Origin of the sequence: Polaribacter sp. 11A2H (genome assembly GCF_011379025.1) — a bacterium.
GTDB lineage: Bacteria > Bacteroidota > Bacteroidia > Flavobacteriales > Flavobacteriaceae > Polaribacter.
Genome location: NZ_WTLD01000008.1, coordinates 145,807 through 160,778, shown reverse-complemented (window position 1 = coordinate 160,778; position 14,972 = coordinate 145,807). Strand labels below are relative to the sequence as shown.

Here is a 14,972-nt window from a genome sequence, read left to right as displayed (position 1 = left end):
ATTCTAGCAATTTTTATAATTAGAAATGATAAAGTTTATTTTATCGATTCAATCACCCCTTTTAAAAAGGTGTTTTCATCAAAATTCTTTAAACCAAAACGGACAATTACCATCTCTTGATCGGGTAAAACGTACACTCTTTGTCCTTGAAAACCATCTGCATAATACATGTTTTTGGGTACATCTTTAAAATCATTTTCTGCATTTAGCCAGAACTGCGCACCATAAGTTCCGTTTGATGTTGGCGTTGGCGTAGTTATATAGTTAACCCATTCTTTGGTAAATAATTGTTCTCCATTCCAATTACCATTTTTAAGGTATAAAAGCCCAAATTTAGACCAATCTCTTGCAGTTGCCCATGAATAAGAAGAACCCACGTAATTCCCACTTAAATCGGCTTCTAAGACCATAGAATTCATCCCTATTTTATCAATAAAATTAGTGTACCAAAAATCTAAATATTCTTGATGCGTTTTAAAGTAAGTTCTTAAAATACCTGATAATAAATTAGAGGTTCCAGAGGAGTAATTCCAACTTTCGTTTGGAGTACCAACCAAAGGCTTATTTTCTTGCATCTTGGTCATATCTCTATCTAAAAACAACATTTTAGTTGCATCTGAGATTCTACTATAATTTTCATCCCATTCTAAACCAGAATTCATTTGTAATAAATTATTGATAGTAATGTTTTTACGTTCGTCCTTTTGCCAAGAATCAATAGGAGCCTTATCAAACACATTAATTCCACCTTGGGTTTGCATAACTCCAAATACAGTACTTAACAAACTCTTAGTCATAGACCAACCTAATAATTTTGACTCTTTATGAAAGCCTTCTGCATATTTTTCTGAAACAATTTGATCTTTATAAACAACCAAAACAGCTCTTGTTTTATTGATTGAATCAAATAGAAAATCTACAGATTCATCAATTTTATCATAATCTAAATTTGCAAAAATGGTGTCTTTTTGTGGTGCATTTCCGTAAGGATAAGGTGTGTTATTATCTGGTTTTAACCTTTTAGGAATTAAGTAATCTGCAGTTTCATCACTTTCTTTTAAAGTTAAAACAGCTCCTAAACCTTCTCTATAAATAGCTTTTCTTGTTAACAAGCCAAAAGCAGAAGATGTTGCATTTTTATTTTCTAAATCAACGCTATCCGAAGCCAAATTAACTGGAGAAAAATCATTGTCCGTGGTATCAGTATATTCTAGAGTTCTCTCTGCAACAAAAACAGACGAAGCAATATTTTTAGCAGAATAACCAGCCAATAGGTTCAATTTTGGATAATTATAAATTACTGTAGATAAAACAAGAATCAATACTAAAAGTAGAATACGTTTAAAAATTTTCATCAGAAAAAGAGTTTAATTATGTAAAAATAAGAAAATCATATTGTCTTTATCACAAGTTTAAAAAATCAACGGTTATCTTTGTCTTTTAAATTGATTTTGTATGATAAATGTTGATAAAATTAGAGCAGATTTTCCAATTCTAAAAAGAACCGTTCACGGAAAACCTTTAGTCTATTTTGATAATGCTGCTACTTCTCAAACACCACAAGTTGTTATTGATGCAATTGTAGATTATTACAGTAATTACAATGCTAATATTCATAGAGGCGTACACACTTTAAGTCAGGAAGCAACAGATAAATACGAACAAGCGCGTATTAAAATTCAACATCATTTTAATGCTAAAGAAGCGTATGAAATTATTTTAACTTCTGGTACAACAGACAGTATTAATAGAGTTGCAGCTGGTTTTGCATCACTTTTAAGTACAAGTGATGAAATAATTGTTTCTGCTTTAGAACACCATTCTAATATTGTGCCTTGGCAAATGTTGTGCGAGAAAACGGGCGCTGTTTTAAAGGTAATTCCTATGTTAGAAGATGGTTCTTTAAACATGGAGGCATATCATAATTTATTGAATGAGAATACAAAATTAGTCTTCTGTAACCACGTTTCTAATGCATTGGGAACAGTAAACCCAATTAAAGAAATTATTGATGCTGCGCATAAGGTGAATGCTGCTGTTTTAATTGATGGAGCTCAGGCTACACCTCATATAAAACCAGATGTACAAGCTTTAAATGTTGATTTTTATGTGGCTTCTGCTCACAAATTATGTGGGCCAACAGGTGTTGGAATGTTATACGGAAAACAAGAATGGTTAGAAAAACTACCTCCTTACCAAGGTGGTGGAGAAATGATAGAAACCGTAACTTTTGAAAAAACTACATACGCAGGTTTGCCTCATAAATTTGAAGCTGGAACCCCAAATATTTGTGGCGGAATTGCTTTTGGAGCAGCCATAGATTATATGAATTCCGTTGGTTTTGATAATATTGCTGAATATGAACATGAGCTTTTAGCTTACGGAACACAAGAACTTTTAAAAATAGAAGGATTAAGAATCTACGGAACGACAAAAGATAAAACAGCTGTAATTTCTTTTAATGTAAACGATATTCATCCGTATGATATTGGTTCTATATTAGATAAATTAGGGATTGCAGTAAGAACAGGACACCATTGTGCACAACCAATTATGGACTTCTATAAAATACCAGGAACCATAAGAGCTTCTTTTTCTTTTTACAATACAAAAGAAGAAATAGATATTTTAGTTGCTGGCGTAAAAAGAGCAACAATGATGTTGTCTTAAGTAAACAACACTTTATAAAAACAAAAAAGGTTGAAAATTAATATTCTCAACCTTTTTTTATGCAACTAATACGCTATTTTATTATTTTAAACTAGGAGAATAATTTGTTGGGTACGCTCCTGCTTTTGCTAAACTATTTGTAGCTGTGGTAAAGTTAGAACCATATTTAGCATCTATAGAAGCTAAAATTTTGTTTGCCATTAAAGCATAACCTCTACTTGTTAAATGAATACCATCTAAACTGATTAAACCACCAGTAACTAAGTTTGTAGTCATTGTATAACCATCAAATACAACTCCGCTTGTAGAAGCTTCATTTAAAATAGCATTTAAATCTACAAAAGCTAACCCTTTTGCACTAGCAACACTAGCAATTGTAGCATTATAACCATCTGTAGCCGTTTTAATTTCTAATTGTTCTTCTGGTGTTAACACCCATTTATCTGCTAATGGAAGTGTTACTCCTTCTGCAGAAAACTGACCCGCTAAAGCTTGTGGCAACCCTTTACTCATTAAAAATTGTAAAGAAGTAGTATTTATTTTACCTATTACCCCACTACTAGATAACACTAATAAATCTTTTGCCGTTGCAGGTCTTGCTTGTCCATAATATTGCCCAAATAAAGAGGCAACTAATGGAGCAGCTTCTGCAGGAAGACCAAATTGCTGAACAAAAGGAACAAAGGTAGCACTAGAAAGTAAGCCTCCAGTAATTTGAGCAGATATATCTGTTAAACTTTCATCTTTTATAACAACAGGATTTGTATTCTCTAAAGAAAATTCAATAATTCTATCTGTTTCACCTAAAGCCGTAAAAACTCTATTTATACCTCCGTAAACAGTGTTTAATGTAGGTATTTGAGCTTTAAGAGCCGCACCTGTATCTTTATCATTAGGGTCTAAAGGATTAAAAGGTACCGTTGTAAAATGTGGTAAATCTGTAATATTAGGAACATTTGTAATAACTCCTTTAGAAGAAACTGCTGTTAATTGATTTACCATGTCATTAAAGACAAAATCGAAAGTAGCTATTGGTGTAATTGGGTTTGTACCATCTCCTCCTGTTGTAGCATATCCTAAAACATCATTACCACCAATTTCTGTTAATGTAAAAAATGTTGGGTTTTGTGCAATTGCATATTCTAACATAGAAACTGATGGTGAGTTTGCCATTCGTCCAAAATATGGGTTCAAACTTGCATAACCATTAAGGTTGATATGAGTACTCTTTGCACCTGGCACTCCAACATTTGTAAAAATACTACCATCTGCTGCCAAACTTACTCCAGCATTTGTAGATACTGGTGGTACAGGAGCACCTAAATTTGTTAAAAATTCATTTAACCTTTGCGGAGTTGCTCCATTAAAAATTAATCGATAAGCAAAATCATCAACTCCAGGAACTGGAATTATCATACCACCGGTATTATCATTCATTAATGGCTGATTAAAATCTCCTCCTCCAGCAGCTTTAAATTTTGTTGCTAAAATATTTGGAAAAGAATTCTCTTGACCTGCTTTAAATAAAGCCCCATCTGTATAACCTGCAGTAAAAGAAGCACCAAGAGAAACGTATTTAGAGAAATCTAATCCGTTTGCGTTTAGTGCTACTGCTGTTGCATCTTCTGAAATTGTATCTAACTCATTATTCACATCACAAGATGTTAAACTAAGCGTTAAAAGAAACAATCCTATATATTTATAATTTTTCATAAATTATCGTATTTTATTTTAGTTATTAATTGTCCAAGAAAGGTAATACTGAGAACCAATTGCACCAACACCAGGAGCACTTAAATATTCTTTACCCGTTAAGTTAGCACCACCTAATTTAAAAACAGATTTCCAAGTAGGAACGCTATAATTAATTTGCGCATCTAAGACTGTTCTAGAAGCAATTGTTGCATCTAAGAAAGTAGACTCCCATCTGTACTCATCTTGCCATCTTGCATTAATATTAAAACCAAAGTTTTTAAATAAATCTGTTTTCCCAAATTGTAATTTTACTTTGTGTTCTGGAGTATTAAACCCAGCTTCAAAATCTGGATCAGATGCTTGGTCAAATTCAAATTTAGAGAACGTATAGTTTAAACCTAAATTAAATCCATCTAAAATTTTTGTATTTAAACCAATAGAAGCACCGTAAGAGCTAATATCTGCTGCAGAGTTGGTATATGTTTGAAAAGCGGTAAAATCTCCACTTCCTAAAGCCACTAATGCTAAAGGAACTTGCGATCCTCCTGATCCAACTGGTGCTGTTTGTGTTAAGTTAACATCGCCATAAAAAGGAACGACAACATTTTTGTTTGCAATAAAATCTTCATATTGGTTATAATACACACTTAAATCTACAGTTACTCTTTGACTGTCTGCTAAAGCTAAACCTCTATAACCAACTTCAAAAGCAGTTACTTTTTCTGGTTTTACTATAGATACATTCGCATTACTTGGTGCTGCAACTTGTCCGGCAGCAAATGCTTCTACAGAACTTGCAGAAAAAGCATTTTCATAGGCAGATCTTCCAGAAAGAGCAGTGGTTCCAGATCCTGTAAAATTCTGACCTGCACCACTAACTGTTAAAGGATTTGTTACATATCTATCTAAATTATCTGGTGCAGAACCTACTAAAAATCCTCTACCAGCATTTAATCCAATATATTGATCTTGTGTTGTTGGGTTTCTAAAACCTGTTTGAAAAGAGGCTCTAAAATTTTGATTTTTATTTTCTCCGCCTGCATACGCAAAAGAAACTCTTGGAGAAAAGTTACCTTCAAAATTTTGTGCTTTATCATAACGAATAGAAGCCGTAATTTTTAAACGATCGTCTTCTAAAAATTGTTTTTGAACTTGTGTATACACACCATATTCATTGTATTCTATAGGACCATCATAATCTGTAAAAATACTTCCGTTAGAATTTAAAGAATATAATCTATAAGAACCACCAATCTGAAACTCTGCCCAATCTATATAATCTCTAAAGTTATAGTTTGCATCTGAATGATAATATTTTGTGTTGTCTTGAAACTTTGCACCTGTAACTAAATTTGGATCTGCTATTACTTTATCAAAAGCAGCATTAAATTCTGCTGAACCAGGAAGTAACCTACCCGACTCTGCTGTTTGTCTAGCAATTGCATGTGCTTGGTCTGCAGTTAAACCGGCTAAAGTACTTTGTACAAAAGCACCTGTGTACTGACCAAACCATGTATTATCATCTTTCCAAGATCTATTAATATTAATAGCTGCAAAACGAGTATCATAAGAATTACCTGCATCTTCACTTGTCATATATCCTCTAAGAAAGAAATTTTTACCTTTAATTTCTAATTTATGTTGCTCCATAAAGAAGTCTTTAATATTGTATCTATTGGTACCTTGGTAAATAGTATTTCCAATACCAAATTTAGAATTCCATATTATTTCTAAACGATCATCTCCAAAAGGACGATAATTTAAAGAACTCCCAAATTTTACACTTTTAGCTTCATAAGACATTAAATCTCTTTCATCATACCCTGTTCTACTTATATTTTCACTCGGCACTAAAGCTGCAGCTCCGGCAGGTAAAATACCTAACCCCTCTAATGTTTCTGCAACACCTCTTAGATTGGTAGAAACCTCATCTCCATAAACGTTTAAACCGTCATAGTTTCTATCAGAATCTCTATCTCCAAAAGCATAACCACCATCTCTGGTATTTCTATAATCTGTAGCATGCCATTCTGTACCTTTTAAATAAGATAAAGTAGCTTTAGCAGCAAACTTATCAGAAAAAGCATACGCCATTCTAAGATTAAAATCATTATACTCATTGTCTCCAGCTGCTTCTTGACTTGTAATTCCAGATTTTAAAGAAATACTAATACCTTGATCTTCAAAAGGACTTTTACTTGTCATAAACATTATTCCGTTAAATGCATTTGCACCATATAAAGCAGAAGATGCACCAGGAAGTAACTCAACCGTTTTTACATCTAGCTCAGACATTCCTAATAAATTACCCAATGCAAAATTTAATGCTGGCGATGAATTATCCATACCATCTACTAACTGCATAAAACGAGTATTAGAAAACGTTGCAAAACCACGTGTATTTACAGACTTAAAAGTTAAACTGTTTGTGTTTACATCTACTCCTTTTAAGTTTTCTAATCCGTCATAAAAAGAGGGGGCAGAAGTGTTTTTAATAGCTCTACTATCCATTCTTTCTACCGTAACTGGAGATTCCATAATACGTTCTGGAGTTCTAGAAGCAGAAACCACTATTTCATCTAAAGAAGTTGCATTTTCTTTTAAATTAGCAGCTACTTTTTGATTGTTTTTTGTAATTTCTACTTTTACTGTATGAAAACCTAATACAGAAATTTCTATGGTAAAAGGGGGTTTGTCTGCAACCTCTAATACAAAATTTCCATCGAAGTCTGTAGTAGTACCTACGGCCTTTCTAGAAATTTTAATGTTTGCTCCAGGAAGAGTTTCTCCTGTTTTAGCGTCTTTAACAGTTCCTGTAACAGTGGTTTGAGCTACCATTGTTACACTACTAAAAGCTATAATTGCAAGAAGTATAATTTTTTTTATCATAATTTGATTTTTTTGTTAACTAAATGCAAAATACAATATTTTTTGAATAATTTAACAAACAGGTCTTTATTTTAAGATTATAGCAATATATCACCATAATATTATTAAATAGAAAGTTTAAAAACTACTCTTTTTCATATTAGTAAAAACCGTTAGTTATTGTACATTTGTCATATATTTAATTATCTTTTTTTGAATACAATTCAGAATATTTCTAATTTTTCTACTTCAGAAAAAACATACGTAACCATAGGTACTTTTGATGGCGTTCATTTTGGACATCAAAAAATTATTGACAAACTAGTTTTAGAGGCTAAAAAAGCAAATAGTAAATCTGTTTTACTTACTTTTTTTCCGCATCCAAGAATGGTCTTGCAAAAAGATGCTACTATAGAATTGATAAACACGATTGAAGAACGTGCAGAATTACTTAAAAAAACAGGTTTAGATTACTTAATCATTCATCCTTTTAGTAAAGAATTTTCTAGAATGAATGCACTTGAATTTGTGCGTGATGTTTTGGTAAATCAACTAAATATTTCTAAATTAATTATTGGTTACGATCATCATTTTGGGAAAAATAGGGAAGGAAACATTGTTCAATTAACAGAATATAGCCATTTATACGATTTTGTGGTAGAGGAAATTCCGGCACAAGATATAGATGATGTTTCTGTAAGTTCTACAAAAGTAAGAAGTGCTTTGGCTACTGGAAATTTAAAAACTGCCAATGATTATTTGGGTTATAACTTTATGCTGAGTGGTACTGTTGTAAACGGAAAAAAGTTAGGCGGAAAAATTGGGTATCCAACGGCAAATATTGATGTAAAAGAAGCGTATAAATTAATACCTAAAACGGGGGTTTATGTTGTAAAATCTACCATAGACAATAAAACTGTTTTTGGAATGATGAATATTGGCAGCAGACCAACCGTAGATGGAACTTACCAAACAATTGAAGTCCACTTTTTTGACTTCAACCAAAATTTATACAACGAATATTTAACGATAGAATTACTTTATTTTTTACGTGATGAAGAAAAATTTAGTTCTATTGATGCATTAGTTGTTCAGATTAAAAAGGATGAACAAACGGCTAGAGAGTATATTAAAGAAAACCTTTAAGTTTTTACAATTTTTTTTTTTTTGCAGATTTGTGTTATCACTGTTATGGGACTTCTCAATACTTCGAAATGACAATTTCGGTATTTAATATTAAAGACCCTTCAGGTTTTTAAAACCTGAAGGGTCTGAACTGAGTAACCTTATAATAACTTCCTTTTTTAGTATTCACTACGCGTTAAGGATAGCGCAATTGTTTGAGCTCTTTTTTGTTTTTCTACAAAAAAAGCGAGTGCGAAAGCCTGACCCTTGTGGTAACGCCCAAAAAACATTTGAAAACATCTATTTTCTATGATTTCTTTGTGCCTATTTGTTTAGAATTTTACAGCATACTTTTATGTATAATTTAGTGTAAAACAATTTCACAAATTATATCTTTGCATTTACAAAAATTCTACAAAAATGTTACAAGTACAGTTTATTAGAGACAACAAAGAAACGGTTTTAGCAGGTTTAGCAAAACGTAATTTTGCCAATGCAGCAACTATTATTGAACAAGTTTTAACTGCGGATGAGAATAGAAGATCTACTCAGGTTGAGTTAGATAATACTTTGGCAGAATCTAATAAATTATCCAAAGAAATTGGTGGTTTTTTTAAATCTGGAGAAGTACAGAAAGCGAATCTTTTAAAGGAAAAAACAGTTCAGTTAAAAGAGAAATCTAAAGAGCTTGGTGATAATTTTAATGCTTTTGCAGAAGAGTTGCAAACGTTACTTTATCAAATACCAAACATACCGCATACTTCTGTAAAAGCAGGAACTTCTGAAGAAGATAACGAGAACATTTTTAGTGAAGGAACAATTCCTGATTTAGGAGAAAATGCTTTGCCTCATTGGGAATTAGCTAAGAAATACGATATCATTGATTTCGAATTAGGTAATAAAATTACAGGTGCTGGTTTTCCGGTTTATAAAGGAAAAGGAGCAAGATTACAACGTGCATTAATTAACTATTTTTTAGATAAAAATACCAAAGCAGGTTATACAGAAGTACAAGTGCCACATTTGGTAAATACAGAATCTGCAACGGCAACGGGTCAATTGCCAGATAAAGATGGGCAAATGTATCATTCTACGGTAGATGATTTATATTTAATTCCTACGGCAGAAATTCCTATCACGAACATGTTTCGTGGTAATTTAATGCAAGAAGCTGAATTTCCTATTACCGTAACGGGCTATACACCTTGTTTTAGACGTGAAGCAGGAAGTTATGGTGCACACGTAAGAGGTTTAAATAGATTGCATCAATTTGATAAAGTGGAGATTGTACGTATTGAGCATCCAGATAATTCTTACCAAGCTTTAAACGGCATGGTAGAACATATTAAAGATATTTTAAGAGAGTTAAAATTACCTTATAGAATATTACGTTTGTGTGGTGGTGATACTGGTTTTACAGCTGCTTTAACCTTCGATTTTGAAGTGTTTTCTACAGCGCAAGACCGTTGGTTAGAAATTAGTTCTGCATCTAACTTTGAGGCTTTTCAGGCAAATAGATTAAAATTACGTTTTAAAAATAAAGAAGGTAAAAGCGAATTAGCACACACCCTAAACGGTAGTTCTTTGGCTTTACCTCGTGTTTTAGCAGGTATTTTAGAAAACTATCAAACTGCAGACGGAATTAAAATACCGGATGCTTTAGTACCTTATTGCGGGTTCGATATTATAGATTAATTTTAGTATTCAGTTTACAGTAGCAGTATTCAGTGCTAAAGTTTGTGAAAATATGATTCAGTAGCGGTTTGCAGTTCTAATAGTACTGCAAACTGAGACTGATTACTTTTTTTCACTGCTTACTGAGACTGGTAGCTGCAAACTAATTTGCAACTACAGCAACCATTAATCTTTTGTATTTATTCATTTCTAAAAGTGAATTTAAATACGCACTAATTTGTCCGTTTTTCATAAACTCTATAGAATTGTTTTTTGCTGTTTCGTATTGTTTTTTAAATGTATTCATCTTCTTAAAATTTGATTGGTTATATTCTCTTTAGACAAGTTTCGTGCCAAAATGTTACAAAGAACACCTTAGAACAGACGTCTTTAATAAAAATTTAACATATTTCTTACTTATCTTTGAAATTGATGAAACAACTGTTTTTACTTATTTTTATTACCATAACTAGCGTTAGCTTTTCTCAAGGTGATTATTATTTGGCAGAAGATTACTATAGAGAAGGAGAGTATGAAAAAGCCACTCAAATCTTTAAAAACTTATATGCTAACAACCTTTTTAATACTACTTATTTAAGTAGATTGATTTCTTGTTATCAAGAAACCAATAAATTTAATGAAGTAGAAAAACTATTAAAAACCGCACTTGACAAAGACCCTAAACAAGCTTTTTTCTATGTGCACTTAGGGTATAACTACCAAAGACAAGAATTACAAGAGTTGGCAGAAAAAAATTACTCTTTAGCTTTAAATTCTATTGATACAAACAGTTTTTATGGCGGATTTATTGGTAGACTTTTTAAAGATTACAATCTTTTAGATCATGCAATTTTAGCTTATACAAAAACAATGGCTAAAAATAAAAAAGCAGATTATAACTTTAGAATTGCTCAGATTTATGGTGAAAAAGGTGATTTAAAAAAAATGTTTGAGGCTTACTTTAATCTAGTTGATAAAAACATTGAAAATTACGATTTAGTAAAAAGATATACGAGTAGTTATATTACAGATGATGCAAAAAATGAAGCAAATATTTTATTTAGAAAAACACTTTTAAAAAAATCTGCAAGCAACCCAAAAGATGTTTGGAATCTTTTATTAAGTTGGCTTTTTACACAACAGAAAGATTATCATAAAGCTTTTACGCAAAAAAAAGCTTTGTACAAAAGAAACCCTGTTGATTTAAATTCTATTTTTGATTTAGGAAAAATAGCTTTTGAAAACAAAGATTATAGCACTGCTAAAGAATGTTTTTATTTTATTACCCAACAAAAAACTTTACAAATAGAAAAAATTGATGCTTCTTTATATCTTACAAAAATAGCAGTCGCAACAAATAATCCTGAAGTAGAAAATATGTTTCTATCTCTTTTTAATCAGTACGGTAAAAATACATCAACCATAAAATTACAAGTAGAATATGCTGATTTTTTAACTTTTAAAAAAGACCAACCAAACGAAGCTAAAACTGTTTTAGAAGAGGCTTTAAACTATTCTCGTTCTCGATTTGATAAAGCCAGAATAAAACTAAAATTAGGAGATATTTTAGTTTTTACAGGAAATTACAACAAAGCATTGATCTATTTTTCTCAAATTCAAACGCAACTTAAAAACCACGAATTAGCACAACAAGCACGTTTTAAAGTAGCACAAACAAGTTATTATAAAGCAGATTTTACATGGGCTAAAGCACAGTTAAAAGTATTAAAAGGCGCTACAACACAATTAATTGCCAATGACGCTCTAGAGTTGTTTTTAAAAATTACAGATAATGAACCAGTAGATTCTATTCCGTCTGGCTTAAAACAATTGGCCAAGGCAGAACTGCTTTCTTATCAGAATAAAAATGAAGAAGCATTAACAGAATTACACAGTTTATTTACACCTAAAAACGTTTTTGAAAACGGGTTAACACTTGGGGAAGTAATTTATGATGATGTATTATTTTTTGAAGCAAAGTTGTTCATCAAACAAAAAAAATATGACGACGCTATTGCCAGTTTTTCAAAAATTATAGCCGCCGATAATCAAGGTATTTATGCAGATGATGTCTACTATGAAATGGCAGAATTGTATAATAATCAATTAAACAACCCAGAAAAAGCCTCAGAATACTATCAAAAGATTATTTTTGACTATTCTTCTAGTATTTATCTTGTAGATGCTAGAAAAAAATACCGAAAATTAAGAGGAGATGATATTTAATCATCCTGCAAGGGTTCAAAAACCTTGTAGGTATAAAAATAAATTAATAAACCTGCAAGGTTCTAAAAACCTTGCAGGATAAGGAAAAAAAATAGCATGTACATATACAACGTAACTATAAATATAGATGAAACCGTTCATTTAGAATGGCTAACCTGGATGGAATCGCACATTTTAAAAGTACTAAATACAGGCAAATTTACAGTAGCTAAATTAACCGAAGTTTTGGTAGAAGAAGAAATGGGTGGTAGAACGTATTCGATACAATATACCGCAAATACAAGAGAAGATTTAGACGATTATTACAAACACGAAGCAGAAATATTACAACAAGAAAGCCTGCGAAAATTTGGAGATAAAATGTTAGCTTTTAGAACAGAATTAAGGTTGATAAAAGAATTTTACCCTACAAATACTAACAATTAAGAACAATTTCTTTACTTTTTAAAAAACATAAACATGTCAGTTAAAGCAAAAAAACATTTAGGTCAGCATTTTTTAATGGATGAAAGCATTGCAAAAAACATTGCAGATGCCTTAACTGGAAATGGGTATGATGATGTCTTAGAAATTGGTCCGGGAATGGGGGTTTTAACCAAATACTTATTACCTAAAAAAGCAAAAGTAACTGTCATGGAATTAGACAGAGAATCTGTTGCTTATTTACATGAAACTTTTCCTTTAGAGCACATTAAATTAGACACCTCTAAAGAACATTTCGAAATTATTGAAGGCGATTTTTTAAAGAATCAAATTCAAGATATTTTTAATAAAAAGCAAGTAGCAATTATTGGTAATTTTCCTTATAATATTTCTACACAAATTGTTTTTAAAGCCATAGAAAATAGAGACTACGTACCAGAATTTGCAGGTATGTTTCAAAAAGAAGTGGCTAAGAGAATTGCAGAAAAAGAAGGTAGTAAAGTGTACGGAATTTTATCTGTTTTAACCCAAGCCTTTTTTGATGTAGAATATTTATTTACAGTTCCGCCAACAGTATTTAATCCGCCACCAAAGGTAGATTCTGGAGTAATACGATTAGTTCGTAAAAAAGATTATTCGTTACCTGTAGATGAAAAGTTATTTTTTAGAGTAGTAAAAACCGCCTTTAACCAACGAAGAAAAATGCTTCGTTCTAGTTTAAAGTCTTTCAATATTTCGGATTCTCTAAAAGAAGACCCTATCTTTGCGAAACGCCCAGAACAATTATCTGTTTCTGAGTTTATTTCACTTACGCAAAAATTGGCAGAAAATGACGTTCGAAATCAATGATGAATCCCTAGAAAACCTATCAGAACTTATCATTTCTAAAAATGATAAAGAAATAACAGCATTATTTTCTGAAGTCCATTTTGCCGATATTGCAGAAGTTTTAGACGAAGTTAATTTTGATGAAGCTATCTATATAATCAAACTTTTAGATAGTGAAAAAACATCAGAAATACTTACCGAATTAGACGAAGATACGCGTGAAGAAATTTTAAAAAACTTATCTGCAAAAGAAATTGCCGATGAGGTTAGAGAAATGGATACCGATGATGCTGCAGATATTATTGGTGAACTTTCAGAAGAGCGACAAAGACGTGTAATGTCTGCTTTAGAAGATGATGACCATGCGGCAGATATTAAAGAGTTATTGTCTTATAATGATAATTCTGCAGGAGCTTTAATGGCAAAAGAGCTCGTAAAAGTTTATGAAACCTGGACCGTTGCCGGCTGCATGCGCAGAATAAGAGGACAAGCAAAAGACGTTACCAGAGTGCACTCTATTTACGTAGTAGATAAAGAAGATAAACTAGTAGGTAGAATGTCTTTAAAAGACTTAATAATTGCCAAATCAGACCATAAAATAGCAGACATTTGTAAAGCAACCGTAGATGCTGTAAACGTGCATGAAGATGATGAAGCCGTTGCCAAAATAATGGCTAAATACGATTTAGAAGCCATACCTGTTGTAGATGATAACAACGTTTTAGTAGGTAGAATTACTATTGATGATATTTTAGATGTTATTAGAGATGAAGCCGACAAAGATTATAAAATGGCTGCTGGTTTTTCTAAAGATGTAGAAGCAAATGATACCATTTGGGAACTTACAAAAGCACGATTACCTTGGTTAATTTTAGCCCTTTTTGGTGGTTTTGTTTCTGTTTCTATTTTAGGTAGTTTTGATAGTGCAATGAGCAGTTTTCCAGAACTTTTTTTCTTTACCCCTTTAATTGCTGCAATGGCAGGTAATGTAGGTGTACAATCTTCTGCAATTATTGTGCAAGGTTTGGCAAACGACAGCTTAAAAGGATCACTATTTAAAAGGTTGTTAAAAGAAATATTACAAGGCTTGTTAAACGGTTTTGTATTGGCTGCCTTATTAATGTCTGCCGGAATGTTGTTTTTAGGTTTTCCACTAGATTTAGGTATTACCGTAGCAGCTTCCTTAATTTCCGTAATTATTATTGCCTCAATTATCGGTACTTTTATCCCTATTCTTTTAGCTAAAAAAGGCATCGATCCTGCTTTAGCAACAGGCCCATTTATAACTACCAGTAATGATATTTTAGGAATTTTAATCTACTTTTCTATTGCTAAATTAGTACTGGGTTTCTAAATTTTTTAGAAGCTATTTCCAGCTTTCTGCACTCGCTTTTTTTGCTAAAAAAAGCAAAAAAGAGCTCAAACAAATGCTTCAATCTGGGCTAAACTTGTTTGCTAACTAC

11 protein-coding genes are annotated in these 14,972 nt (G+C 31.8%); 7 read left to right on the top strand and 4 right to left on the bottom strand.

Features of this window, described 5'->3' with window-relative positions; all coding sequences use genetic code 11:
* Positions 1 to 35: 35 nt before the first annotated feature.
* The gene (locus GQS58_RS11940; protein WP_166386155.1) at positions 36 to 1,355 is read right to left on the bottom strand and encodes a serine hydrolase domain-containing protein; all 1,320 of its coding nucleotides are present in this window, start codon (positions 1,353 to 1,355) and stop codon (positions 36 to 38) included.
* A gap of 100 nt (positions 1,356 to 1,455) precedes the next feature.
* Between GQS58_RS11940 and GQS58_RS11935 the strand changes: the two genes are divergently transcribed.
* Complete coding sequence (locus tag GQS58_RS11935; RefSeq protein ID WP_166386153.1) at positions 1,456 to 2,670, top strand: aminotransferase class V-fold PLP-dependent enzyme; 1,215 nt, start codon at positions 1,456 to 1,458, stop codon at positions 2,668 to 2,670.
* 81 nt (positions 2,671 to 2,751) lie between these two features.
* Here GQS58_RS11935 and GQS58_RS11930 read toward each other — a convergent pair whose 3' ends face one another.
* Positions 2,752 to 4,383: a G-D-S-L family lipolytic protein gene (locus GQS58_RS11930; RefSeq protein ID WP_166386151.1), complete on the bottom strand. Its 1,632-nt coding sequence runs from the start codon at positions 4,381 to 4,383 to the stop codon at positions 2,752 to 2,754.
* An 18-nt stretch (positions 4,384 to 4,401) separates the two neighbouring features.
* Positions 4,402 to 7,254, bottom strand: coding sequence for a TonB-dependent receptor (locus tag GQS58_RS11925; RefSeq protein ID WP_166386149.1), 2,853 nt, complete (start codon positions 7,252 to 7,254; stop codon positions 4,402 to 4,404).
* Between the two features lie 192 nt (positions 7,255 to 7,446).
* Between GQS58_RS11925 and GQS58_RS11920 the strand changes: the two genes are divergently transcribed.
* Together GQS58_RS11920 and serS are read left to right on the top strand one after the other, a co-directional pair.
* Positions 7,447 to 8,379 (top strand): bifunctional riboflavin kinase/FAD synthetase, encoded by a 933-nt coding sequence (locus GQS58_RS11920; protein ID WP_166386147.1) that lies wholly within the window; start codon positions 7,447 to 7,449, stop codon positions 8,377 to 8,379.
* A 399-nt stretch (positions 8,380 to 8,778) separates the two neighbouring features.
* Positions 8,779 to 10,053 carry a serine--tRNA ligase gene (gene serS / locus GQS58_RS11915; RefSeq protein ID WP_166386145.1) on the top strand — a complete coding sequence of 425 codons (1,275 nt, stop codon included), beginning with the start codon at positions 8,779 to 8,781 and terminating at the stop codon, positions 10,051 to 10,053.
* Between the two features lie 142 nt (positions 10,054 to 10,195).
* On the opposite strand, the gene GQS58_RS11910 is transcribed toward serS, so the two are convergent.
* A complete protein-coding gene (locus GQS58_RS11910) occupies positions 10,196 to 10,339 on the bottom strand; it encodes a hypothetical protein (protein WP_165731424.1) in 144 nt (47 codons plus the stop codon).
* Positions 10,340 to 10,464: 125 nt separating this feature from the next.
* On the opposite strand from GQS58_RS11910, the gene GQS58_RS11905 reads away from it, so the two are divergent.
* From GQS58_RS11905 to mgtE, 4 genes are all read left to right on the top strand, one after another.
* Positions 10,465 to 12,258, top strand: coding sequence for a tetratricopeptide repeat protein (locus GQS58_RS11905; protein WP_166386143.1), 1,794 nt, complete (start codon positions 10,465 to 10,467; stop codon positions 12,256 to 12,258).
* 96 nt (positions 12,259 to 12,354) lie between these two features.
* The gene (locus tag GQS58_RS11900; protein ID WP_166386141.1) at positions 12,355 to 12,684 is read left to right on the top strand and encodes a DUF4286 family protein; all 330 of its coding nucleotides are present in this window, start codon (positions 12,355 to 12,357) and stop codon (positions 12,682 to 12,684) included.
* A 33-nt stretch (positions 12,685 to 12,717) separates the two neighbouring features.
* Positions 12,718 to 13,530 carry a 16S rRNA (adenine(1518)-N(6)/adenine(1519)-N(6))-dimethyltransferase RsmA gene (gene rsmA / locus GQS58_RS11895; RefSeq protein WP_166386139.1) on the top strand — a complete coding sequence of 271 codons (813 nt, stop codon included), beginning with the start codon at positions 12,718 to 12,720 and terminating at the stop codon, positions 13,528 to 13,530.
* Complete coding sequence (mgtE, locus tag GQS58_RS11890; protein WP_166386137.1) at positions 13,511 to 14,863, top strand: magnesium transporter; 1,353 nt, start codon at positions 13,511 to 13,513, stop codon at positions 14,861 to 14,863. The genes rsmA and mgtE overlap by 20 nt, the downstream gene beginning before the upstream one ends.
* The last annotated feature ends 109 nt before the right edge of the window (positions 14,864 to 14,972 follow it).